Genomic DNA, 2,043 nt, shown 5'->3' on the forward strand with positions numbered 1-2,043 from the left:
ATTCTATTGTAAATAATGGTACTCGCTGGCATGTACGCGCTTTTGATAGAACCAAGCAACAGTTTAGAGATTTTGTTACTACCCGTATTGAATGCCCAAGAATACTGCAACACTCTATAAATTGTGAAGAATCAGCTGATAAAGACACCCAATGGCACACCATTTACGATATAATTTTAACTCCGCACCCAAAGCTAAAATACCCAAAAGCAATAGAGCTTGATTACGCAATGGAAAACGGGCAATTAAAATTAGAAGTAAGAGCTGCTCTATTAGGATATTTACTAAGACAATGGAATGTAGACTGCACGGAACAAGGCACATTAAACTGTAATACTTACCAGCTGCACTTAAGCAATAAATCACAACTTAATCTTAAAGATATTGAGATAGCACCAGGCTATCAGGAATGAACATGGTTGAAGAAAACACACTTAGCCAAATAGGCTTCAAATTTGGCAAAAATGGCGCACACTCAGCTAGAAGCATGATGATTGAAGAACTTAAATCACTACTTTTTTCTCGCGACAAAAGTGCAACAAAAAAAGATTACGAAGACGACATCATCAATTTTAATATATTGCATAAGCCAACCGAAAAATCACGTGCATTAACCTTTAGGCACCTTGTCGATTTATACGGTATATCAATGGATATTCCTTTATTTAATGTTTTCCGCCAGTGGTGGGAACTATCAGAAGATGCCCAACCTATTTTAGCTTTGCAGCTTGCCGTGGCTCGTGATCCTATTTTGAGAAATTCTGCTAGTGTAATTTTACCACTTCAATTGGGTGAACATTTACCTCGTGAAACAGTAGAACAACATTTGGCAAAAGATGATCCAGAACGCTTTAGTGCCGCCTCACTTAAATCATTTGCACAAAACATTAACGGTACATGGACTCAGGCAAATTACCTGGAAGGTAAAACAAAGAAATACCGTTCGCAGCCTAAAGCGACTTATGTAAATATCGCATATGCATTATTTTTAGCCCATTGCCATGGCTTGTCTGGTCAACGACTTTTTGACAGCTTTTGGTGCAAGATGTTATCGCAAGATAAAGAGCATTTATATGAGCTGGCGCATAGAGCTTCATTAAGAGGTTTAATTAATTTTAAACAGATTAGTGAAGTGATAGAAGTTACCTTTCCCAATATAGAGCTACCAAAAGCGGTTCAACCAAAGGAGCAAAGTTAAATGTCAGACCGATTATCAAAATTACTGCAAAGCTTTGAAAGTCATATCAGCATACCTTGGCCTAATGCAGTCTCGCCTGATGAACGTACAATTTTTGTCGTTTATAACAAAGAAGATGAATTAAAGCTCCGCGCTAGGATTGTTGAATTTGAAGCCTGTGCAACACAGAGTAATCACCCATGGTTACAACTCGATATTACTAACAGCTTTGAAAACTGGATGGCAGAGCAAGACTATAAAGAAACCTATTTCGAAGATCCAGAATACTTAGTGGGATTGTACGAAGACTTTATTGAAGAACTAATTATTAAATTAAAGTCAGAATTTACTGAAAAGCAAAATGAAAATACAGTCGTAGCTTTACTTGGCTGTGGTACTTTATTTGGGTTTGCATCTGTATCTGGCTTAGTAGAGCAAATAGCAAAAGAAGTAAAAGGTCGACTAATCGTCTTCTTCCCTGGTGAATATCAAAATAATAATTTTAAACTTTTAGATGCCCGTGATGGGTGGGGTTATCACGCCACAGCCATCACAGCAATGTCATAAGGATAAGTGAATGTTAAATCGCGAAGTATATTTAAACGACCCTACAATACGTAGTCTTGCAAATGAAGGCGTTGCAACTGTTAAGGATGACCTTTCTAAATTAGAACTCGATATTTTAGAATATGAATTACGAACATTCGTGTGTGATGGTGCTTATGCCGCAGGTTTAAAAAAAATACTAAAATCATACAACACAAGCGTAGAAAAAAATGGAAAGCAGGCTGGCGTATGGATCAGTGGTTTTTTTGGTTCGGGGAAATCACATTTAGCTAAAATGATCCGTGCTTTATGGACTAATC

At 37.2% G+C, this 2,043-nt stretch carries 3 protein-coding genes and 1 pseudogene; all 4 read left to right on the forward strand.

Translation table 11 applies throughout. The features are described from left to right. Positions 1–413: pseudogene (locus tag CXF89_RS19035) on the forward strand (WYL domain-containing protein); the annotation flags it as partial. A gap of 2 nt (positions 414–415) precedes the next feature. Next, positions 416–1,198, forward strand: coding sequence for a hypothetical protein (locus tag CXF89_RS19040; protein ID WP_121955472.1), 783 nt, complete (start codon positions 416–418; stop codon positions 1,196–1,198). After that, the gene (locus tag CXF89_RS19045; RefSeq protein WP_121955473.1) at positions 1,199–1,744 is read left to right on the forward strand and encodes a BREX protein BrxB domain-containing protein; all 546 of its coding nucleotides are present in this window, start codon (positions 1,199–1,201) and stop codon (positions 1,742–1,744) included. It begins immediately after the preceding gene. Between the two features lie 10 nt (positions 1,745–1,754). Then, positions 1,755–2,043 (forward strand): hypothetical protein (locus CXF89_RS19050; protein ID WP_145990850.1); only part of this gene is annotated, 289 nt, incomplete at its 3' end.

This window comes from Pseudoalteromonas sp. MelDa3, assembly GCF_002863625.1.
Taxonomy (GTDB): Bacteria; Pseudomonadota; Gammaproteobacteria; order Enterobacterales; family Alteromonadaceae; genus Pseudoalteromonas; species Pseudoalteromonas arctica.

Bases quoted from the DNA above. Each gene is read 5' to 3' on its own strand.
- CXF89_RS19045 (WP_121955473.1), top strand. From the start codon at position 1,199: ATGTCAGACCGATTATCAAAATTACTGCAAAGCTTTGAAAGTCATATC.
- CXF89_RS19040 (WP_121955472.1), top strand. From the start codon at position 416: ATGGTTGAAGAAAACACACTTAGCCAAATAGGCTTCAAATTTGGCAAA.